Annotated in this window: 18 protein-coding genes; 13 read left to right on the top strand and 5 right to left on the bottom strand. The window is 67.4% G+C overall.

Going from position 1 to position 19979, the window contains the following annotated elements; genetic code table 11:
• Nucleotides 1-48 precede the first annotated feature (48 nt).
• From KF715_12100 to KF715_12085, 4 genes are read right to left on the bottom strand one after another with little or no spacing between them, the layout of a single operon-like run.
• A complete protein-coding gene (locus KF715_12100) occupies nt 49-762 on the bottom strand; it encodes a phosphatase PAP2 family protein (protein ID MBX3737429.1) in 714 nt (237 codons plus the stop codon).
• A complete protein-coding gene (locus tag KF715_12095) occupies nt 759-1688 on the bottom strand; it encodes a hypothetical protein (protein MBX3737428.1) in 930 nt (309 codons plus the stop codon). The genes KF715_12100 and KF715_12095 overlap by 4 nt, the downstream gene beginning before the upstream one ends.
• On the bottom strand, nt 1685-3793 hold the full coding sequence (locus KF715_12090; protein ID MBX3737427.1) for a sulfatase-like hydrolase/transferase: 2109 nt from the start codon (nt 3791-3793) through the stop codon (nt 1685-1687). The genes KF715_12095 and KF715_12090 overlap by 4 nt, the downstream gene beginning before the upstream one ends.
• Nucleotides 3790-5046, bottom strand: a complete 1257-nt coding sequence (locus tag KF715_12085; GenBank protein MBX3737426.1) for a hypothetical protein — start codon at nt 5044-5046, stop codon at nt 3790-3792. Before KF715_12085 ends, KF715_12090 begins: the two co-directional genes overlap by 4 nt.
• A gap of 291 nt (nt 5047-5337) precedes the next feature.
• On the opposite strand from KF715_12085, the gene hisG reads away from it, so the two are divergent.
• The 8 genes from hisG (at nt 5338) to KF715_12045 (ending at nt 12709) form a co-directional block, all read left to right on the top strand.
• Nucleotides 5338-6255, top strand: a complete 918-nt coding sequence (gene hisG / locus KF715_12080; GenBank protein ID MBX3737425.1) for an ATP phosphoribosyltransferase — start codon at nt 5338-5340, stop codon at nt 6253-6255.
• 82 nt (nt 6256-6337) lie between these two features.
• Nucleotides 6338-7639: a histidinol dehydrogenase gene (gene hisD, locus KF715_12075; protein MBX3737424.1), complete on the top strand. Its 1302-nt coding sequence runs from the start codon at nt 6338-6340 to the stop codon at nt 7637-7639.
• A complete protein-coding gene (gene hisC / locus KF715_12070; protein MBX3737423.1) occupies nt 7636-8697 on the top strand; it encodes a histidinol-phosphate transaminase in 1062 nt (353 codons plus the stop codon). The genes hisD and hisC overlap by 4 nt, the downstream gene beginning before the upstream one ends.
• Before the next feature lie 72 nt (nt 8698-8769).
• On the top strand, nt 8770-9837 hold the full coding sequence (gene hisB, locus KF715_12065) for a bifunctional histidinol-phosphatase/imidazoleglycerol-phosphate dehydratase HisB (GenBank protein ID MBX3737422.1): 1068 nt from the start codon (nt 8770-8772) through the stop codon (nt 9835-9837).
• The gene (gene hisH, locus KF715_12060; protein MBX3737421.1) at nt 9837-10430 is read left to right on the top strand and encodes an imidazole glycerol phosphate synthase subunit HisH; all 594 of its coding nucleotides are present in this window, start codon (nt 9837-9839) and stop codon (nt 10428-10430) included. Before hisB ends, hisH begins: the two co-directional genes overlap by 1 nt.
• Nucleotides 10427-11155 (top strand): 1-(5-phosphoribosyl)-5-[(5-phosphoribosylamino)methylideneamino]imidazole-4-carboxamide isomerase, encoded by a 729-nt coding sequence (hisA, locus tag KF715_12055; GenBank protein MBX3737420.1) that lies wholly within the window; start codon nt 10427-10429, stop codon nt 11153-11155. The genes hisH and hisA overlap by 4 nt, the downstream gene beginning before the upstream one ends.
• Complete coding sequence (gene hisF, locus KF715_12050) at nt 11149-11916, top strand: imidazole glycerol phosphate synthase subunit HisF (GenBank protein ID MBX3737419.1); 768 nt, start codon at nt 11149-11151, stop codon at nt 11914-11916. The genes hisA and hisF overlap by 7 nt, the downstream gene beginning before the upstream one ends.
• A 175-nt stretch (nt 11917-12091) precedes the next feature.
• Nucleotides 12092-12709 carry a bifunctional phosphoribosyl-AMP cyclohydrolase/phosphoribosyl-ATP diphosphatase HisIE gene (locus KF715_12045; protein MBX3737418.1) on the top strand — a complete coding sequence of 206 codons (618 nt, stop codon included), beginning with the start codon at nt 12092-12094 and terminating at the stop codon, nt 12707-12709.
• A 74-nt stretch (nt 12710-12783) separates the two neighbouring features.
• Here KF715_12045 and KF715_12040 read toward each other — a convergent pair whose 3' ends face one another.
• Complete coding sequence (locus KF715_12040; GenBank protein MBX3737417.1) at nt 12784-13674, bottom strand: LysR family transcriptional regulator; 891 nt, start codon at nt 13672-13674, stop codon at nt 12784-12786.
• A 257-nt stretch (nt 13675-13931) separates the two neighbouring features.
• Between KF715_12040 and rhlP the strand changes: the two genes are divergently transcribed.
• The 5 genes from rhlP to KF715_12015 all read left to right on the top strand — a co-directional run bounded on the left by rhlP (nt 13932) and on the right by KF715_12015 (nt 19957).
• On the top strand, nt 13932-14819 hold the full coding sequence (gene rhlP, locus KF715_12035; protein ID MBX3737416.1) for a rhombotarget lipoprotein: 888 nt from the start codon (nt 13932-13934) through the stop codon (nt 14817-14819).
• 91 nt (nt 14820-14910) lie between these two features.
• On the top strand, nt 14911-15495 hold the full coding sequence (gene rrtA, locus KF715_12030; protein MBX3737415.1) for a rhombosortase: 585 nt from the start codon (nt 14911-14913) through the stop codon (nt 15493-15495).
• Nucleotides 15492-16772 (top strand): MFS transporter, encoded by a 1281-nt coding sequence (locus KF715_12025; protein MBX3737414.1) that lies wholly within the window; start codon nt 15492-15494, stop codon nt 16770-16772. Before rrtA ends, KF715_12025 begins: the two co-directional genes overlap by 4 nt.
• A gap of 96 nt (nt 16773-16868) precedes the next feature.
• Nucleotides 16869-19175 (top strand): AMP-binding protein, encoded by a 2307-nt coding sequence (locus tag KF715_12020; protein MBX3737413.1) that lies wholly within the window; start codon nt 16869-16871, stop codon nt 19173-19175.
• A 113-nt stretch (nt 19176-19288) separates the two neighbouring features.
• On the top strand, nt 19289-19957 hold the full coding sequence (locus KF715_12015; GenBank protein ID MBX3737412.1) for a hypothetical protein: 669 nt from the start codon (nt 19289-19291) through the stop codon (nt 19955-19957).
• Nucleotides 19958-19979: the final 22 nt, after the last annotated feature.

Below are 19979 nucleotides of genomic sequence, written 5' to 3'. Positions count from 1 at the left end.
GACCGCCAGTGCCCGACGGCGTCAAGCGCGCGTCTGCCTCGAAACTACTCAATTAGCGGAGGAACTTACTCCCCAGCCGCGCCACAGCATCCGGCGCCAGGCCAGCGCCACGATCCACGCGAGCAACATCGTCGTCACGGTGTGGCTGAGGTAGTGCGCCCCCTTTAGCATCTGATACGCACCCATATACCAACCGAGGCCCAGGCCGAGCGCGAGGCCGACAGCACGCATGCGCCGCGACGGCCGCAGCCACGCGAGCGCGAGCAGGGCGAAGCCGCCGCTGGCGTGGCCGGCGGGGAAACAGTGGCCTTTTTGCTTCGGCTGGTCGTCCGCGGGATACGGCGAGCAGAGCTTCGCGTAGGCCACATCGCCGCCGTAGCGGCGGATCTCGGACGGACAGTGGACGTTGGTGAAATTCTTCCCGAGGCCGGCGAGCGCCGGCACCGTCGCGAGCGTCGCGACCGCGACCCACAAACCGCGCCGCTCCAGGCGCAACCGCTCGCGCCAGCGCGCCGGGCCGAGCGCGAGCGCGAGCAGCGCCACGCCGGTGACCATCACGCCGATCTTCGGAATGTTGTAGAACAAGGCGCGGCCGACCGGCTCGGTGCCGTCGACAATCCAGCGCTGCTGCGCGAAGTCGTAGAAATGGTCCTGCAACGCCAGGTCGACGTCCGTGAACTCGAAAATCGCCAGCGCGCCGGCGAGCAGCAGCACCGCTGGCCAGAGCGTGCGATCGAGAAATTCGGGCGCGCGCAGCGTCATGGCGCCGACGCTGGGTCTTTTTTCCGACCGAGCAAGCGCTTGAAATCGAAGTTCACCCGGAGCTTGGCGTTGAGGCCGACGTCGTTGCCGTCCGGTCCGTGCGTGAAACGGAAGCCGACACCGAGCAGCCACTTGCCTTTGGCGTGGAAGGTGTATTTCGGCGGAATCGTCCACACGACGCCGGGGCGAATGCCGAGCACGTAACGGTCGCTGTCGCTGGTGAAGCGCGTCGTCTGGTAGGTCGTCTCGAGCGTGTAAGTCGTCGGGCCGCGCTCCCAGAGCACGCCGCCGGAGAGACCAAGCGAGTCGTCGCGGAGGTCGTTCTTCTCGAGCTTGCCGATGACGTCGGTCTGCGTGACGTCGTCGTAGCCGAGCCCCCAGAACACGCGCCAGCCGGGATGCGACTGGAGCGGGCGCGACATGGTGAAGTAGGGCGAGACGTGTTTCAGGCCATCGGTGACATCCGGTGGCGGCGTGCCGAGCGGGCGCGACCAATCGAGGCCGATCGACGTATCGACGCCGAGCTTCAGCGGGTCACCGAGGCGATATTTCGTGCCGAGGTGAATCGAGGCAAAGCCCGCCTCTTCGCCGAAATTGCCGCCCTTCAAACCGTGCGTGAAGTAGGCGTCGGTCTCCGCGGTGGCTTCCCATTCCGCGGTGAGGCCGTAGCGCAATCCCAGCGCGGTGCGGATCTCGTCGCGCTTCGTGAGGTCGCCGAGGTGCGGGTGCACGATCAGGCGCAACGAACTCTTCCGCTCGGTGCCGGGGAGCGCGCTGTTGAAGATGCCTTGGATGCGCAGGTCGTCGTCGGTCGCCTTTTGGACTTTCGCCGGCTCGGTCGCGACGGGCGGAGTGGGCTCCTCCGCGCGCACGAGCGGCGCGAGGCAAAGCACGACGAGCGCGGGGAGGTTGCGACGGAGATTCATTTGCCGGTCGTTTTTTCGGCGGCGCGCTTTTCACCCTCGGCGGTGAACTTCGCCAGCTCTTCCGGCGTGAGGGCATTGTAGGCGCGGTGTTCGTAGAGGTAATTTGCGCTCTGGTAGTAGCCGATGGCGGCGTTCTCGTTCGCCTCGTCGCGCGGGGCGGGTGTGAGGCCGCCGGTGCGCAGGTCCACGGTGTAGGAATTGGCGCCGCGCTGCGGGCGGAGCACGACGAAGTGGCCATGCTCGAGGTGGCCGAGCTTCTGGTAGTTGCCGATGAGCGCGCGGGCGTTTTCCGGCGGGGTGCGGCGGATGTCGTGACCGAAGAAGCGCGAGACGTAGCTCCAGTTGAGCAGGCCGAGCAGCGTGGGCGCGTAGTCGACCTGGCTGGTGAGCGCCTGGATGCGGCCGGGTGCGATGTGGCCGCCGGGCGAGTAGATGAAGAGCGGGATGTGGTAGTTCTGCACCGGCAGCTCGGCGCGGCCGGCGCTGGAGGCGCAGTGGTCGGCGACGATGACGAACACGGTGTTCTTGAACCACGGCTTCGACTCCGCGTCCTTGAGGAACTGGCCGATGGCGAAGTCGGTGTATTTCACCGCGCCGGCGCGGCCGGAGATCTTCGACGGCAGGTCGATCTTGCCCTCGGGAAACGTGTAGGGGCGGTGATTCGACGTCGTCATGACGAAGTAGTGGAACGGCTTGCCGGTGGCGAAGGACTTGTCGGCCTCTCGCATCGTCCAGCGATAGAGGTCCTCGTCGCACGCGCCCCAGACGTTGGCGAAGGTGACGTCGGCCTCGGGGCTGTTGCGGTCGATGACGCGATAGCCGTTGTGGCCGAAAAAGTAGTTCATGTTGTCGAAGTAGCCGAAGCCGCCGTAGATGAACGCGGTGTCGTAGCCCTTCGCCTGGAACACGGAGCCGAGCGTGAACATGTTCTCGTTGTTCGGGCGCTTGATCATCGAGCGGCCGGGTGTCGGCGGCAGCGAGAGCGTGAGCGCCTCCATGCCGCGGTCGGTGCGCGTGCCGGTGGCATAGAAATTATCGAACACCAGACTGTGCCGCGCGAGCGCCTCGAGATGCGGCGTGAGCTTCGAGGCGTGGTTGAAGATGCCGACGAAGTCGGCGCTCAGGCTCTCGACCGTGATCTGGATGACGTTCGGACGCAGCTCGGGGCCGCCGTCGTTTTTCACGAAACGCAGCGTGTCGCGCTCGCCGGGGCGCAGCAGCGTGGAGCCGTCGACGACGAGTTTGGCCTGCACTTGGGCGAACGCCTCGTCGATCGGGAGAGTTTTGTAGAACTGCTCGTAATCGAGGATGTTGTTCTTGAACGCCGCGAAGAGCGCCCAGAGGCCGTTCTTGCCGATCTCGCGGTTGAAATTGTTTTTGAAGGTCGGCAGCAGCCGCTCGTCCTGGATGGAGCCGAACGCGATCGCGGCGCAGAACCAGATCGCCGCCGCCTTCCAGCGCCGGCCCATCGGCTCGGTCGCGTGCGCGAACCATGTCTGCGGCCAACCCGCGCGCGCGAGCAGCCACACCCCGAGCGCGGACACGGCGGCGACGCCGCCGATGATCGCGGGGAGATTGTAGGATTCGCGGATGTTGCCTACGACCTCGGTGGTGTAGACGAGGTAGTCGACCGCGATGAAGTTGAACCGCACGCCGAACTCCTCCCAGAACGTCCACTCGGAAACCGTGCCGAAAAACAGCGCGTAGACGATCGCGAACGCACCGAGCGCCGCCAGCCAGCGCGCCCATGCCCACTCGAAGAACCGCGCCGGCAGCGCCGCGAGCAGAAGCGTCAGCGGCAGCGAAGCCCACGCCGCCGCGCCCAGGTCGTAGAGCACGCCCCAGAAAAATGCCGCGAGCAAAGACGGGGTCCACACCACGTCGTGCCGCGCCTGGATCAGCAGCGCCACCCGCGTGACGAAGGCCGCGATCAGAAAGACCGCGAAAAAGATGGCTACGCCGCCGTGGCGGCGCGAGAGGAGTCGAGACCAGAGCGAGCGGCGCCCGTCAGCGGGCGTCGGTGAAGTGCGGGACATGGCGCAAGTTGGGGAGCGGAGATGAATCGGCGATGAACCGCCGATGAACGGCGATTCATTTCCCTTCATGTCAGAGTGGGCAACTCCATTAAACGAACGGGAAATTTTCCGGTGATCGCCGGCGAAGCCGCGCCGGCGGCAAGCAACGCCAGCACCAGCAATCCCGCCGCAAACCGCCGCGCCTCGCGGCGCAACATCCATCCGCGAATCAAAAGCCCCACCATGGCCACGGCGCCAGCCGTCACCACCAGCCAGCGCGGGATCGCGGAAAGCCCCTCCACCATCGAGATGCCCAGCCCGGAGCCGATCCAGCCGGCGACACCGTAGACGATCGCGGCGCATTTCGCGCGACTGCTGCGCGAGGGATAGAAAACGAGCGCGGTCGAGTAGATCGAAACCGCGGCGGTGTAGAGCAACACGCCCTCGGTGAGCTTGGCGCGGTTCGGCTCGATGAGCAGGCAGGCCGCGAGCAACATCATCGTGGCCAGCAGCACGGCGCGACCGATCCAGCGCTTGTCCATCATGTAGCCGGCCAGCAACGCGGCCGCGAAATGGATCGCGGCGTTCGCGTAGAGACGTCCGCTGCCCCACGTCATTTCCTTCAGGTAGGGCGAATGCTGGATGATGTTGAACGCCCCGCTGTCGAGCCACACGAGCGCCAGGAGCACCAGCACCCACGCGACGAGGCCGGGCGTTTGATAGTCGAAATTATTCGGCACCTGCCGCGGCGCCCGCGCATCGAGCAGGTGCACGCCGATCAGGCCCACGCAGGCCGCTGCGAGCGCGACGAACCCGTGGGTTTCCCGGCCGCCGTTGAAGACGAACGGCAGATTGCAGATCGCGTAGGCGGCGCCCGTGCCGAGGCCGATCGCCGAACCGAGCCGATCACCGCCCGTCACCCGCCGCAACGTGCCGGCGAGCGTGACCGTGAGTCCGCCGAGGCCCAGCCCGATCAGGAGCGACACGAGGAAGAGCGGCCACGCCGAGCGCGCCACGAGGCTCAAACCCGCCGCCGCCCCACAGATCGCGAACATCGCCACCAACCGGCGCTGGCTCCGGCTATCCGTGAACGTCCAGCCGGCCCACGCGCTGCCGCCCAATCCCGCCACGGCCATCACCCCGAGGATCGCTTTCATCAGCGGGCTTCCCTCGCCCACGACGCTCTGCACGAGCTTCAGGAAACCGAACTGCGCGAAAATCAGAAAGATGACGTAGGTCGCGCCCACCGTCACGGCCGCGCCGGCCCACGCGCTGGGTTGCGGCGTAAATTCTTCATGGTAATGCCCGCGATCGTCGCCGGCGTTGTGCGAAGGGTGACTCATTCGCGTCGGGGGAGCGCCCCGTTGTCGGGACTTATGCCGCGGCGGGCAAAAGAAATCGCTTGCCGCTTTCGGCCCATCCCGGCTTTTTGGCGGTCCGCTTCGTCATGGTTCTCAACCACCACCATCACCACTCCTCCTAGCCTTCCCTGCCCGGGAAGGCAGCGTGCCTTCCCGTGGTGATGAAACCCAATTTCTGAAACCCCGGTGGCACTCGCCCCCGGGGTTTTTCTTTTCCCACCGCCTACCATCTACTCGCTACTCACCACCCGCTACTCGCTACTTCCTCCGCCCATGTCACCCGTCGTCACTCCCGCCTCCAAAGACCGCCTCCGCCTCGCCATCCAGAAGAGCGGACGCCTCTCCACCGACTCCCTCGACCTGCTCAACCGCTGCGGCATCAAGGTCAAGGCCCCCAAGGAAAAACTCCTCCTCCACGCCGAGAACTTCCCCATCGACATCCTCTTCGTCCGCGACGACGACATCCCGCAGCTCGTCATGGACGGCGTGTGCGACCTCGGCATCGTCGGCGAGAACGTCCTCGAGGAAACCGCCCTCGAGCGCACCTCCGGCGGCACGCACAACCCCTACGTCGTCGACCGTCGCCTCGATTTCGGCGGCTGCCGCCTCGCTGTCGCCCTCCCCGAGGAGCGCGGCTACGCCTCCTCCGCCGACCTCGCCGGCCTGCGCATCGCGACTTCCTACCCGCGCCTCACCAAGCGCTGGCTCGCCGCGCAAAACGTGAAAGCCGACGTCGTCCTCCTCACCGGCTCGGTCGAGATCGCCCCGCGCCTCGGCCTCGCCGACGCCATCTGCGACCTCGTCGCCACCGGATCCACCCTCGAGGCCAACCGCCTCCGCGCCGTCGAAACCATCTTCAAGTCCAAGGCCACGCTCCTCCGCTGCGACCGCCCACTCGACGCCGCCAAGCGCCACGCCCTCGACATCCTGCTCCGCCGCATCGACGGCGTGCAGCTCGCCGCCGAAGCGAAATACATCATGCTCCACGCCCCGAAGAGCGCGCTGCCCGAGATCAAGAAACTCCTCCCGGGCTCCGAGAACCCGACCATCCTCCCTCTCGCCGGCGACGACACCAAGGTCGCCCTCCACGCCGTCTGCCAGGAAGCCGTCTTCTGGGAGACCATGGAGTCCCTCAAGCGCGCCGGCGCCAGCGCCATCCTTGTGCTCCCGATCGAAAAGATGATGATGTGAACGACTCGTTCTCTTTCTCGTAATCGTTCTCGTTCTCTTCGGAGGAGAACGAGGAACGAGAAAGAAGAACGAGAACGAGATCATGCAAACGCTCGTCTGGAAAAAACTCTCGCCCGCCCGCCGCGCCGCCACTCTCGAACGGCCCGCGCAGACGCGCCGCACCGACATCGCGAGCGCCGTCTCCCGCATCATCATGGAGGTGTGCCACGACGGCGACGCCGCGTTGAAGCGCCTGACGGCAAAATTCGACGGCACCAAACTCACTTCGCTGCGCGTCAGCCCCGCCGAGTTCGCCGCCGCCGAAAAAGCCCTCGCTCCCACCGACAAGGCCGCCCTCCGCACCGCCTACCGCAACATCCGCCGCTTCCACGCCGCGCAGGCCGCGAAATCTATCCGCGTCGAGACGATGCCCGGCATCGTCTGCGAAAAAGTCACTCGCCCCATCGAACGCGTCGGCCTCTACGTCCCGGGCGGCAGCGCGCCGCTCTTCTCCACCGCGCTCATGCTCGGCGTCCCCGCGCAGCTCGCCGGTTGCCCGACGCGTGTGCTCTGCACGCCGCCCGGTCGCGACGGCCGCGTGAACCCCTGGATCCTTTTCGCCGCGCAGCTCTGCGGCATCACCGACGTCTTCAAGGTCGGCGGCGCGCAGGCCATCGCCGCCATGGCCGCCGGCACGAAAACGATTCCGAAGTGCGACAAACTCTTCGGCCCCGGCAACGCCTTTGTCACCGAAGCGAAGCTCCAAGTCTCGCGCTCCGCCGCCGGCGCCGCCATCGACATGCCCGCCGGCCCCTCCGAGGTCATGGTCATCGCTGATCGCACCGCCGATCCGGCCTTCGTCGCCGCCGACCTCCTCTCGCAAGCCGAGCACGGCCCCGATTCGCAGGTCGTGCTGGTCACCTTCTCCGAAAAAATCGCCGCGCGCGTCGCCACCGAGGTCGCCGTGCAACTTCGCCTCCTCCCCCGCCGCGAGATCGCCGAAGTCGCGCTGAAAAAGAGCCGCGTCCTCCTCGCCGCCTCGCCCGCCGAAGCCGTCAAAATCGCCAACGCCTACGCGCCCGAGCACCTCATCCTCCAGCTCGCCAACCCACGCCGCCTGCTCCCGCAGATCACCGCGGCCGGCTCGGTCTTCGTCGGCCCATGGACGCCCGAGTCGCTCGGCGACTACGCGAGCGGCACGAACCACGTCCTGCCGACCTACGGCTGGGCGCGCTCGTTCAGCGGCCTCGGCCTCGCCGACTTCTCGCGCACGATGACCGTGCAGGAAGCCACGCCGCTCGGCTTCGCCCGCCTAGGCGGCACCGTCGCCCGCCTCGCCGACGCCGAGAGCCTCGTCGCCCACCGCCGCGCCGTCACTGTCCGCCTCCAGAAACTCTCCCGATGACCTCCGACCCCGTGCTCTCTCTCGTCCGCGCCGAAATCCTCGCGCTCACGCCGTATTCATCGGCCCGCAAGGAAGCCTCCGGCGGCAAAGTCTGGCTCGACGCCAACGAAAATCCCTCGACCCCGCACGCCGGCGCACCGCGCCTGAACCGTTACCCCGAGCCGCAACCCGCCGAAGTCGTCGCGCGCCTCGCCTCGCTCTACGGCGTCAAACCCGACCGCATCCTCGTCACGCGCGGCTCCGACGAAGGCATCGACCTCCTCCTCCGCGCCTTCTGCCGCGCCGGCCAGGATTCGATTCTCACCACTCCGCCGACCTACGGCATGTATTCCGTCGCCGCCGCCATCCAGGGCGCCCGCGCCCTCACCGTTCCGCTCGTCCGCGAAAAAGACTTCGCCGTCGATCCCGACGCCGTCATCCGCGCAATCACGCCCGAAACCAAACTCGTTTTCCTCTGCTCGCCCAACAACCCCACCGGCCAGCTCCTCGATCGCGACGCCGTCCTCAAAGTCGTCACCGCCCTCGCCACGCGCGCCGTCGTCGTGGTTGACGAAGCTTACGCCGAGTTCTCCACCGAACCGAGTCTCGTGCAGGAACTCGACGCCAACCCCAACCTCGTCGTCCTCCGCACGCTCTCGAAAGCCTACGGCCTCGCCGGCGCGCGCGTCGGCGTCACTCTCGCCTCGCCGCAACTGATCGGCGTCCTGCAAAAAATCATCGCGCCCTACCCGATCCCCGCACCGGTCGTCCGCGCCGCGCTCGATGCACTCACTCCCGCCGGCATCTCCGCCGCGCGCCAGTCCGCCCTCGATCTCGTCGGTGAACGCCGCCGCCTCACCGCCGCCCTCGTGAAGCTCCCGCACGTCCGCAAAATCTGGCCGAGCGACGCCAACTTCCTCCTCGTCGAAGTCACCGACTCCGCCCGCGTCATGAACATCGCCCGCGCCGCTGGCCTCGTCATCCGCGACCGCAGCAAGGATGTCCCCAACACCGTCCGCATCACCATCGGCACGCGCGCCGAAAACGACTTCGCCCTGGAGACCCTCGCCCGTGTCTGAGCGAAATCTTTCCTCTTTCTCTTAATCTTTCTCTTTCTTCCGCCAAATCCGCGCGTTCGCTCCCACGCTCCGATGTCTAAGAAACTCCTCTTCCTCGACCGCGACGGCACGCTCATCGCCGAGCCCGTCGACCAGCAGATCGACCGCCTCGACAAATTCGCCCTCGAACCCGAGGTCATCCCTGCGCTCCGCCGCCTGCGCGATGCCGGCTACACCTTCGTCATGGTCACGAATCAGGATGGCCTCGGCACGCCGAGCTTCCGCGAGAGCGAGTTCCGCCCGCTACAAGACCTGTTGATCAACCTCCTCGCCTCGCAGGGCATCAAATTCGAGGCCGTCCGCGTCTGCCCGCACACCGCCGCCGACCGTTGCGATTGCCGAAAACCGAAACCCGGCCTCGTCATGGACTATCTGCGCGACACCGCGTGGGACCGCGCCGCTTCCGCCGTCATCGGCGACCGCGAAACCGACCTGCAACTCGCTGAGACGCTCGGCATCCGCGGCCTGCGCTACGACCGCACCAAGCTCAATTGGACCGAACTCGCCCGCCAGCTCGTCGACGCCCCGCGCCGCGCCACCATCAAACGCGAGACCAAAGAAACGAAGATCACCGTCACCGTGGACCTCGACGCCACCGCGCCCGTCTCGTTCCGCACCGGCCTAGGGTTCTTCGACCACATGCTCGAGCAAATCGCCCGCAACGCCGGCATCAGCCTCGTCATCACCTGCGACGGCGATCTCCACATCGACGAACACCACACCATCGAGGACGTCGGCCTCGCCCTCGGCACCGCGCTCAAGCAGGCCCTCGGCGACAAACGCGGCATCGGCCGCTACGGTTTCGTCATGCCGATGGACGAGGCGCGCGCCGACGTCGCCCTCGATCTCAGCGGCCGCGCCTGGCTGGTCTTCGAAGCGGATTTCCCGCGCGAAAATGTCGGCGAACTGCCGACCGAGATGGTCTCGCACTTCTTCAAATCGCTCAGCGATACGCTCGCCGCCACGCTCCACATGAAGGTCACGGGCGACAACACCCACCACATGATCGAAGCGCTCTTCAAGGGTTTCGGCCGCGCCTTGCGCCCTGCCGTCGCCCGCACCGCCGGCAGCGACATTCCGAGTTCGAAGGGAGTGCTCTGATGTTAGCCATCGTCGACAGCGGCGGCGCCAACATCGCCTCGGTGCGCTTCGCGCTCGAGCGCCTCGGCATCGCCAGCCAGCTCACCGCCGATCCCGCGACCATCCGCTCGGCCGACCGCGTGATCCTGCCCGGCGTGGGCTCCGCGCAGGAAGGCATGCGCAAACTCCGCGCGCGCGATCTCGTGGACACCATCCGCAGCCTCACACAACCCGTGATCGGCTTCTGCCTCGGCGAGCAGCTCCTCTTCGACTCCTCCGACGAGGGCGACACCACCTCCCTCGGCCTCATCCCCGGCCGCGTCGCCCGAATTCCCGAGTCGCCCGGCATCACCGTGCCGCACATGGGCTGGAACACCCTCGAAGTCCTGCGCGACACACCGCTCCTCCACGGCATCGCCCGCGACGCGCGTTTCTATTTCGTCCACAGCTACGCCGGCCCGGTGAACGCCCACACACTCGCCAGCGCCACGCACGGCACGCCCTTCGCCGCCGTCGTCCAGCGCGGCAACTTCTACGGCGTGCAATTCCATCCCGAGCGCTCCGGTTTCGCGGGCGCACAGCTGCTGAAGAATTTTTTGGCCATCACCGCATGATCCTTTATCCCGCCATCGACCTCCGCCGCGGGCGCGTCGTGCGCCTCACCGAGGGCAGCTTCGACGCCGAGAAAGCCTACTTCGACGACCCCGCCGCCGTCGCGCGCGACTTCGCCGCCGCGGGCTCGCCGTGGCTGCACCTCGTCGACCTCGACGGCGCCAAGGACCCCGCGCAGCGCCAGACCGCGCTCGTCGCCGCCATCGTCCAAGCCTGTGGCCTACGCGTCCAATCCGGCGGCGGCGTCCGCGACGAGTCGCACGTTCGCACGCTCCTCGACGCCGGCGTCACGCGCGTGATCGTCGGCAGCCTCGCCGTGAAACAACCCGACCTCGTCGGCGGCTGGCTCGAGAAATTCGGCCCGGAGAAAATCGTCCTCGCGCTCGACGTCCGCCTCAACGCCGCCGGCGTGCCGATGATCGCCGTCGCCGGCTGGCAAGCCGACAGCGGCGTCACACTCGACGCCACGCTGCGCACGTTTATCCCGCGCGGACTGAAACACATCCTCTGCACCGACATCTCGCGCGACGGCAAGCTGACCGGTCCGAACTTCGAGCTCTACGCGCAGCTGCGCCGCGATTTTCCGACCATCGACGCGCAAGCGTCCGGCGGCGTTTCCTCGCTCGACGACCTCCGCCGCCTCAAGCGCGAAGGTGCCCCCGGCGCCATCGTCGGCCGCGCGCTCTACGAGAAGAAGTTCACGCTCCAGGAGGCGCTCGTATGCTAGCCCGCCGCATCATCCCCTGCCTCGACGTCCGCGATGGCCGCGTCGTCAAAGGCGTCCAGTTCCGCAACCACGAGGACATGGGCGACATCATCGAGCTGGCCCAACGCTACCGCGACGCCGGCGCCGACGAGCTCGTCTTCTACGACATCACCGCCAGCTCCGACGGCCGCACCGTCTCCGCCGCGTGGGTCGAGCGCGTCGCCCGCGTGATCGACATCCCTTTCTGCGTCGCCGGCGGCATCCGCTCGCTCGACGGCGCACGCGTGATCCTCCACAGCGGCGCCGACAAGGTCTCGCTCAACTCGCCCGCCCTCGAAAACCCGGATCTGATCACCTCACTGGCCGACGAATTCGGCTCGCAAGCCGTCGTCGTCGGCATCGACTCCCGCCAGGAAAACGGCGACTACTTCGTGAAGGCCTACACCGGCAATCCCGACAAGACGCAGTCCACGCGCTGGCGCACGATCGACTGGGCCGCCGAGGCGCAGAAGCGCGGCGCCGGCGAGGTCGTGCTCAATTGCATGAACCAGGACGGCGTGCGCGCCGGCTACGACCTCGCGCAGCTCAAACTCGTCCGCGCCGTGCTGACGATCCCGCTCGTCGCCTCCGGCGGCGCGGGCGCGCCGGAGCATTTCCGCGACGTTTTCCAACAAGCCGGCGTGGACGGCGCGCTCGCCGCGTCCGTCTTCCACAAGGGCACCATCCCGATCCCCGACCTGAAATCCTACCTCGCCCGCGAAGGCGTCTGCGTCCGCACCTGAAAAGTAGGGCCAGTCTCCGACTGGCCCAGTCAGGCCAGAGACCGAACCTTCTCACCCACACCCAAACAAACTTAACCACGAATGGACACGAATTCACACGAATGACTCCGGCTCACGATTCAGCTTTTCCTGATTCGTGTTCATTCGTGTCCATTCGTGGTTTCCAAAATTTCCCATGACCGCTCTCTCCGCTCTCGACTGGCAGAAAGGCGACGGCCTCCTCCCCGCCATCATCCAGGACGCCGACACGCAGCAAGTCCTCATGCTCGGCTACATGAACGCCGCCGCACTCGAGCAGACGCTCGCGACGAAGCGCATCACCTTCTTCTCGCGCTCGAAGAACCGCCTCTGGATCAAGGGTGAATCGTCCGGCCACTTCCTCGACCTCGTGAGCGTCGAGGGCGACTGCGACAACGACACGCTGCTTGTCCGCGCGCGCCCGAACGGCCCCACCTGCCACCGCGGCACCTGCTCGTGCTTCGGCGAAGGCGGCGGCGCCACCGGCACCGGTTTCCTCGCCCAGCTCGAACGCACCGTGAACCGGCGCATCGCCTCCGATGACGAGAAAAGCTACACCGCCAAACTCGTCCGCGAAGGCGTGAAGCGCGTCGCGCAGAAAGTCGGCGAGGAAGGCGTGGAAACCGCGCTCGCCGCCACCGCCGGCGACAACGTCGAGCTCGCCAACGAAGCCGCCGACCTGCTCTTCCACCTCATCGTGCTCCTCCGCGTCAAAGGCCTCTCGCTCCAAGACGCCCTCAGCGTTCTCGAGAAACGCCACACGGGAAAAAAGTGAATCTAGCGTAATACGCTAGATTTCGCCGTAGCGCAGAGCGATCCGACAGGTCGCTGGCGCTCCCCTCTACCGCCTCACGCGCACGCCCAGTCCGGCCACTGGCTGCGGATGTAGCCGCCGGCCGCGTCGAGCACGGCTTGCACGAGCGGCGCCGGTTGCCCCCGCCACAATGCCGCCACCTCGACCGGATCGCAGCCTTCGAGCGGCAGCGCGCGCACGTCGCGATGCTTGATCACGCCGGGAATCGCCACATTCACGCCGACGCCGTAGCCGCTCGCGACGTATTGCGTGATGAGTTCCAGCGAACTCGCCTCGATCGCCGGCGTCCACGCCGTGCGATGGTATTTCAAGTGTCGTTGGAAAATCATGCTCATGCACTCGTTCGCCGGCAGGCAGATGAGCGACTCCTCGGGTATGCCGCCGGCCCACAGTTCCTCGGCCTTCTTCCACCGCGATTTTTTCGGCACCAGCAGCACGATCGGCACGCGCAACAGGAGCTTGTGCTCCACGCCGGCCGGCGGGCGGCTGTCGATCGGCGTGATCGCGAGATCGATTTCCTTGTCGAGCAACCAGCGCTCGATCTGCGGCTGGAAGCCCGAGCGCAGGCTCAATCGCACCTTCGGCTCATGCCGGCGCAGATGCCCGATGATCGCCGGCAAGTGATCGCGCAGGGCCAGCTCCGATGCGCCGATGCGCAACTGCGGCGCGGCGCTCTTGCGCAAGCGCGCGCCCACGGCCCCGACGTTCTCGAAGAACGGCGTGATGAACGTCATCAGCTCCTCGCCGGTCGGGGTCAGGCGAAACGGCGTGCGCTCGAAGAGCTTCGCGCCGAGATCCTGCTCCAGCTGGAGGATCTGGCTGCTCACCGCCGGCTGCTGGATGCCGTAGGGCATCGAGCGCACCGCGCGGCTGATGCCGCCGTGCTTCGCCACATAGTAGAAAAGTTCGAGGTGATGGATGTTCATCGCGCGCCCGGCAGCGTGCGGCGCACCGCCGCCACTGGCAATCCCGCGCGCGCCGCAAGCTGCCGACGCGGATTCCGCTCGGTAGGGGCGCAGTCTTGCCTGCGCCCGTCATCCGCTCGCGGCGCTGTTCCGGGCGCAGCAAGACAGCGCCCCTACAGCCGACCAGGCGTCCGCGCCGGTGCCAACGCCCTGCCTCAATATCCGCATCAAGTTTATCAATTAACGCCGACGCGACGCGCTCGGGTAACCTGCGCGCCATGAACTCCCGCCGCCTGCTCCTCCTCCCCGCCGCCCTCACCCTCGCGCTGCTCACCGGTTGCGTCGGCTTCTTCGGCGAACGCTCGCACCACGAGGCGAGCAGCATCGTGCAATTCCTCTATCCGAACAAGGAAACGCCCTTCGTCCAACCGACCATCCCCACGCTGCGCCTGCCACTGCGCGTCGGCGTGGCGTTCGTGCCGACCGGCGTCAGCAACGGCCAAGGCTCCTTCTACCGCACGCCGGGCAATATCTCCGAGGCGCAGAAAACCGAGCTGCTCCGCAAGGTCGCGGGCCAATTCAAGACCCTCCCCTTCGTCCAATCCATCGAGATCATCCCCACGACCTACCTGCGCCCCGGCGGCGGCTTCGAAAACCTCGACCAGCTCCGCGCCATGATGGGCATCGATGTGATCGCGCTCCTCTCCTACGACCAGTCGCAAAACTCTTCGGACACCGAGGCGAGCATCGCCTACTGGACCATCGTCGGCGCCTACATCGTGCCCGCCCAGCGCAACACCACGCACACGCTGATGGAAGCGGTCGTCTACGACATCTCCAGCCGCAGCCTGCTCTTCCGTGCACCGGGCACCAGCACCGTGCAGAACCACTCCACGCTGTTCCGCACCGACGATTTCCTCCGCGAGGCCTCTGCCAAGGGCATCACCGACGCCGCCGCGCAGATGACGGCCAATCTCTCCCAGGAACTCGAACTCTTCAAAGTGCGCGCCAAGGAGGAACCGCAGAACATCCGCATCGAGCACAAGCCCGGCTACATCGGCGGCGGCGCGTTCGATGGCGCCTTCGCCGCCGCGCTCGCGCTGCTCTTCGTCGGTGCCGCCTTCGCGGGCAAAGCGCGACCGCTGGGCGCGCCGCGAATGTGGTGACAACCACGCGGCGGCCCAGCCGCCGAGGCCGCCGCACTCGTCGCGATCCCGTCCTCCTCCACGCAACGTCGCCTTTTCGCCTCTTCCGAGCATGAAAACTCTCCGCTCCCCGCTCGCCCTCTTCGCGCTCCCCGCCCTTGCCGCCGCGCTTGCGCCCGCGTGGTTCATCTACGACCGCGCCGCCATCTCCGCGGGCCAATGGTGGCGGGTCGCGACCGGTCACTGGGTGCACTTCTCCGCCTCGCACGCCGCTTGGAACCTGCTCGTCCTCCTCGTCGCGGGCGCGTGGCTCGAACGGACGCGGCCCGGCGTGCTGCTGCGCTACACGGTGCTCGCTGCACCCGCGATCGGCCTCGGTCTCTTTGCCCTCGCTCCGACCATGGCCATCTACGGCGGCCTTTCCGGACTCGCCGTCGGCATCGTGCTGCTGCTGGCGCTGACACAACTCGCGACCGCTCCCGCCGCACGCGCCTGGTGGCTCGCCGCGCTCACGCTCGTCGTCGCAAAACTCGTCTGGGAGTCCCAGGGCGGCGCCGCCCTCTTCAGCGATTTCGGCTCCACGGCAATCCGCCCGTCCGTCGCAGCGCACGTGTTGGGCGCAGCCGCTGCCCTCGCCTACCACCTCGCGTCGCGCACCCCGGCTTTTCTCCCTTCCCCACGCACCTTCGCCTCATGAACTCCCCCCGCAACTACCGCCGCCTCCTCGCCGGCCAATTCCTCGGCGCCTTCGGCGACAACTTCGTCCTCGCCGCCGCGCTCGGACCGCTGACGTTCAGCCTCGCCAGCGGCGCGATCACCGAACGCGAGGTGAACGCCCAGAACGCGCTCTTCAGCGCCGTGTTCTTCATCCCCTTCATCGTCCTCGCGCCACTCGCAGGCTGGCTCAACGACCGCCTGCCGAAGACCGCGTGGCTCTTCGGCGGCAACGTGGTGAAACTCCTCGGCACGCTGCTCGCGCTCGCCGGCGTCTGGCTGCATGCGGGCGATTTCCACGCCAGCCGCACCTGGCAGGTCGTCGGCTACGCGATCATCGGACTCGGCGCCTGCGTCTACTCGCCGGCGAAATACGGCATCCTCCCCGAAATCCTGCCCGCCGAACGCCTCGTGAAAGCGAACGGCATGGTCGAGATGCTCACCCTCATCGCCATCGTCGGCGGACTCGGCGGCGGCGCCGCACTCTACGACGCGACGCGCTCGCTGCCCGCGTGCTACCTCGCGAGCGCCGTGCTCTACGTCGCCGCCCTCATCTGCAACAGCCGCATGGAACGCACGCCGCACAACGCCGCCGCCTCGCTGCGCCACAGCGCCGGTGAATTCGCCGCGAGCCTCCGCCGCCTCGTCACGCACGCGCGCCTCGGACGCGTGCTGTTCGGCTGCGCGCTGTTCTGGTTCGCCGGCGCCACGCTGCGCAGCAACCTCCAGGGCTGGGGTCTGCAAGTCTTCCACGAAGCCGGACGCCACGACGTCACCAACACCCGGCTCGCGCTCCTCAAGCTCGGCCTCGTGCTCGGCATCGTCGCCGGCAGCGTGCTCGCCGGCCGCCTCCACCGCCTCGGCGATCTCTCGTGGACGCGCCGCTACGGATGGTTGATGGCCGCCGCCGTGCTCGCGCTGGGCTTGCTCGGCGGACACGCCGGGCTCGCCGTCGTCATCGCCGCTCTCGTCGCCGCCGGCGTTTTCGCGGGCCTGCTCATCGTGCCGCTCAACGCCGCGCTCCAGCACGAGAGCGACCCCGGCCAGCTCGGCAAGACGATCGCGATTCAGAATTTCACCGACTACCTCGCGATGCTCGTCGGCGCGGGCTTCCTCGGCGCACTGACCGCCGCCGGCCTCTCGCCCACGCAAGTCTTCATCGCGTTGCCCATCGCGCTAGCGGTCGCCTCGGTGGCTCTGCGCATCAGGTCCGCTTCCCCGGTGGTCGCCGACGTCCCGGCGGCGACCAAAGCCGCGTAGCGAGACCCGCAGGATCCTGCCGCGCTGCCACCGCCACTCCCACGGCGAAAGCCTCACCGCTTCCGCTCCGTCCGAACCATCTCTGCTTTCTCCACCATGAAAACCTTCGCGCGCTGGCTCCTTCGGTTGCTGTTCCGCTTCCGCGCCTACAACACCGCCGGCCTCACTGCGCCCGGCCCGGTGCTGCTCGTGCCGAACCACGTCTCGTGGCTCGACTGGCTGTTCCTCTACGTCGTGCTCGACGACGACTGGAAGTTCGTCACCTCGTCCACCACGGCGGAAACCAACTGGCTCACGCGGCGCATGATGGTCAACCGCCGCACGTTTCCCGTCGACCACGCCTCGCCCTACGCCGTCCGTGACATGGCCGAGCACCTCGCGCGCGGCGGCCGGCTCGTGCTCTTCGCCGAGGGACGCATCTCGCTCACCGGTTCGATGATGAAGCTCTTCGATGGCACCGGCTTTCTCATCGGCCGCACTGGCGCGCGCGTCATCACCTGCTACCTGCGCGGCGCGAACCGCCTGCGCTTCGTCCGCCATCGCGGCTGGACGAAATGGTTCCCGCGCGTGACGGCGCATTTCAGCGACGTGCTGACGCCGCCGCGCTGCGACGATCTGCCCGGACACGACGCGCGCATCCACCTCACGACCTGGCTGCGCGACGCGCTCATGCTCCAACAGTTCGAGACCGATCTGGCCTTCGGGCCGCAAAACCTCCTCGCCGCCGTCGCCGAAGCCGCTGCGGCCATCCCGTCGCGCGTCGCGTTGCAGGACCACTCGCTAGCCTCGCTCAGCTATCGCCGCGTGCTGATCGGCACCGACCTGCTCGCGCGTCAGTGGCAAAGGCCCCTCTCTCCGGCTCCGACGCGTGTGTGGGAGCTCGCTCGCTCGCGACATTCCGCGAGCGAGTCGCGAGCAAGCTCGCTCCCACATGCCGACGATGCACCTAGCCGCATCGGCGTCCTCCTGCCCAACGCCAACGCCACCCCGCTCGTGCTGCTCAGCCTCTGGCGCGTCGGCCGCGTGCCGGCGCTGCTCAACTACTCGACCGGCTCCGCCACGATGCTCGCCTGCGCGCGTCTCGCGGGTTTGCGGCAGATCGTCACGTCGCGGCTTTTCGTAGAAAAGGCCAAGCTCGACCTCGCGCCGCTGCAAGCCGCCGGACTCGAATTCATTTTTCTCGAGGACGTCCGCTCCCGCGTCGGTTTGTTCGCGAAACTCGTCGCCGGACTCGAACACCTGCTCGCGTGCGGCGCGCGTCAGCGCCGTTCGTCGCTGCGCGGCGACGACACCGCCGTCATCCTCTTCACCAGCGGTTCCGAAGGCACGCCGAAGGGCGTCGAGCTCTCGCATCGCAATCTCCTCGCGAACGTCCATCAGGCGCGCGCGAGCCTGGACCTCACGGACGACGACCGCTTCTTCAACGCCCTTCCGCTCTTCCACAGCTTCGGCCTGACCGGCGGCCTGCTTTTCCCGCTCGTGCGCGGCTGCTACACGTTCCTCTATCCGTCGCCGCTGCACTACCGCGTCGTGCCGACCATCGTCTACGACCGCGCGTGCACCGTGCTGCTCGGCACGAACACCTTTCTCAACGGCTACGCGCGCAAGGCGCACGCCTATGATTTCAACTCGGTGCGCTTCCTTCTCGCCGGCGCGGAAAAAGTGCAGGGCGCCACGTTCGATCTCTGGGCCCGCAAATTCGGCGTGCGCATCCTCGAAGGCTACGGCGCCACCGAGTGCAGCCCGCTCATCACTGCGAACACGCGCCTCGACTCGGCACCGGGCAGCGCGGGGCGCTTCGTGCCGGGCATGGACTACCGTCTCGAACCGGTCGACGGCATCGCCGAGGGCGGACGGCTTTTCGTGCGCGGCCCGAACGTCATGAAAGGCTACCTCAATCCCGACGCGAACGCCGCCTTCCGGGCCCTCGACGGCTGGTATGATACCGGCGACCTCGCGGTCGTCGACGCACGCGGCTTTCTCCACCTGCTCGGACGCATGAAGCGATTCGCCAAGGTCAGCGGCGAAATGGTCAGCCTGACCGCCGTCGAAGACGCGCTCGCCGGCGCGTTCCCGCACCTCGGCCCGCGCTGTCAGGTCGCCGTCGTCGCCGTGCCCGACGAGGACAAGGGTGAAAAACTCCTCGCCGCGACCAACGACCAGCGCCTCACGCTCGCCGAGATCCGCGCCGCGATCCGCAGCCGCGGCCTCTCGAACCTCTGCGCGCCGCGCGAGCTGCGCGTCGTCCGCGCGATCCCGAAACTCGGCACCGGCAAAACCGATCACCGCACGCTCGCGCGGGACCTCGCCACCGAGCCGGCCAACAAGGTTCGCCATACGAACATTGCGCCAATCGCCCCGGGCACCCTCGCCGCGAGCGTCACGCCGGGCGCCGCCTCCTGATGCACGATTTCACGTTGAATGCTCGTCGCGTGCGGTAGGGCAGGACCGCTGGGCCCGCTCCACCACAAAACCAACGAAGCTCGGTCAGGCTTCTTCTCCTCCTCTTCCCTCCCATGAACACGCTCGCTCCCAAAACTCCCGGTGGCGTCCCGCGCCTGCCGCTTTGGCTCAAGCTCGCCTACACGGCGTTCCTCGCCGTGCTCATTCCGGTCTACTGGGCCAACTACGGGCCGACCAACTTTCTCTATTTTTGCGACGTCGCCCTGCTGCTCACGCTCGTGGGCATGTGGCGCGAAAGTCCGCTCCTCCTCTCGCTGCCCGCCGTCGGCATCCTGTTGCCGCAACTGGTCTGGTGCGTGGACTTCGCCGCTCACTTGGGCGGTTGGAAACTCACCGGCATGACCGACTACATGTTCGACGCGCACCGCTCGGTCTTCCTGCGCGGGCTGTCGCTCTTCCACGGCTGGCTGCCGTTCCTGCTGTTCTACGCCGTGCGCCGGGTCGGCTACGATCGCCGCGCGCTGCCCGCGTGGTCGACCCTCGCCGCGGCGCTGTGCGTCGTCGCGTATTTCTTCCTGCCCGCCGCCGGCGCCTCCGTCGCCGATCCGAAGATCCCGCGCAACGTGAACTATGTTTTCGGTTTCAGCGAGGAGACGCCGCAAACCTGGCTCCCACCACTGGCCTATCTCGGCGCGTGGATCGCCACGCTCGTCGGCCTCGTCCACGTGCCGACACACCTCCTGCTCCGCAAAACCTGCCGCGCCGCCGCCACCACTGAGTGACCGCCGCGAAAAATACCCGCCC

Source organism: Candidatus Didemnitutus sp. (assembly GCA_019634575.1).
Classification (GTDB): Bacteria; Verrucomicrobiota; Verrucomicrobiia; order Opitutales; family Opitutaceae; genus Didemnitutus.
Note: the sequence above shows the minus strand (reverse complement) of the source record. Positions and strands in the feature narration are given on the sequence as shown.

What these genes read in the sequence shown, in the direction of transcription:
- KF715_12100 (MBX3737429.1), bottom strand. Translation starts at nt 762, where the DNA reads ATGACGCTGCGCGCGCCCGAATTTCTCGATCGCACGCTCTGGCCAGCG.
- KF715_12095 (MBX3737428.1), bottom strand. Translation starts at nt 1,688, where the DNA reads ATGAATCTCCGTCGCAACCTCCCCGCGCTCGTCGTGCTTTGCCTCGCG.
- KF715_12090 (MBX3737427.1), bottom strand. Translation starts at nt 3,793, where the DNA reads ATGAAGGGAAATGAATCGCCGTTCATCGGCGGTTCATCGCCGATTCAT.
- KF715_12085 (MBX3737426.1), bottom strand. Translation starts at nt 5,046, where the DNA reads ATGAGTCACCCTTCGCACAACGCCGGCGACGATCGCGGGCATTACCAT.
- hisG (MBX3737425.1), top strand. Translation starts at nt 5,338, where the DNA reads ATGTCACCCGTCGTCACTCCCGCCTCCAAAGACCGCCTCCGCCTCGCC.
- hisD (MBX3737424.1), top strand. Translation starts at nt 6,338, where the DNA reads ATGCAAACGCTCGTCTGGAAAAAACTCTCGCCCGCCCGCCGCGCCGCC.
- hisC (MBX3737423.1), top strand. Translation starts at nt 7,636, where the DNA reads ATGACCTCCGACCCCGTGCTCTCTCTCGTCCGCGCCGAAATCCTCGCG.
- hisB (MBX3737422.1), top strand. Translation starts at nt 8,770, where the DNA reads ATGTCTAAGAAACTCCTCTTCCTCGACCGCGACGGCACGCTCATCGCC.
- hisH (MBX3737421.1), top strand. Translation starts at nt 9,837, where the DNA reads ATGTTAGCCATCGTCGACAGCGGCGGCGCCAACATCGCCTCGGTGCGC.
- hisA (MBX3737420.1), top strand. Translation starts at nt 10,427, where the DNA reads ATGATCCTTTATCCCGCCATCGACCTCCGCCGCGGGCGCGTCGTGCGC.
- hisF (MBX3737419.1), top strand. Translation starts at nt 11,149, where the DNA reads ATGCTAGCCCGCCGCATCATCCCCTGCCTCGACGTCCGCGATGGCCGC.
- KF715_12045 (MBX3737418.1), top strand. Translation starts at nt 12,092, where the DNA reads ATGACCGCTCTCTCCGCTCTCGACTGGCAGAAAGGCGACGGCCTCCTC.
- KF715_12040 (MBX3737417.1), bottom strand. Translation starts at nt 13,674, where the DNA reads ATGAACATCCATCACCTCGAACTTTTCTACTATGTGGCGAAGCACGGC.
- rhlP (MBX3737416.1), top strand. Translation starts at nt 13,932, where the DNA reads ATGAACTCCCGCCGCCTGCTCCTCCTCCCCGCCGCCCTCACCCTCGCG.
- rrtA (MBX3737415.1), top strand. Translation starts at nt 14,911, where the DNA reads ATGAAAACTCTCCGCTCCCCGCTCGCCCTCTTCGCGCTCCCCGCCCTT.
- KF715_12025 (MBX3737414.1), top strand. Translation starts at nt 15,492, where the DNA reads ATGAACTCCCCCCGCAACTACCGCCGCCTCCTCGCCGGCCAATTCCTC.
- KF715_12020 (MBX3737413.1), top strand. Translation starts at nt 16,869, where the DNA reads ATGAAAACCTTCGCGCGCTGGCTCCTTCGGTTGCTGTTCCGCTTCCGC.
- KF715_12015 (MBX3737412.1), top strand. Translation starts at nt 19,289, where the DNA reads ATGAACACGCTCGCTCCCAAAACTCCCGGTGGCGTCCCGCGCCTGCCG.